The following is a 237-nucleotide window of genomic DNA, read 5'->3' as shown; positions in this document are numbered from 1 at the left end:
AGCCACCAGGCTACTGGCAGCAGCACGAGTAGAAAGGCCAGAATCGTCATCACCTGTCCCCAGCTTCGAGCGTAGGTACTGCCCGTCAGCCAGATATACCCCGTGCTGCCCCACAGTGAGCCCTGAATGATCAACACCTGAATTCCGGCTGATCCAATTGCCGATACGGCAATCCCAAGCAATATCACAACAGACGGGTTCAGATGCTTGTTCCAGGACAGAAAGAAAATCACCGCC

1 protein-coding gene is annotated in these 237 nt (G+C 54.4%); it reads right to left on the bottom strand.

From position 1 onward, the window contains the following. The coding region (locus tag WG8_RS08050; protein ID WP_007429632.1) for an iron chelate uptake ABC transporter family permease subunit at positions 1 to 237 on the bottom strand (237 nt) is incomplete at both ends.

The sequence above is a fragment of the Paenibacillus sp. Aloe-11 genome, assembly GCF_000245715.1.
Classification (GTDB): domain Bacteria; phylum Bacillota; class Bacilli; order Paenibacillales; family Paenibacillaceae; genus Paenibacillus; species Paenibacillus kribbensis.
This window is presented reverse-complemented; position numbering and strand designations above follow the sequence as displayed.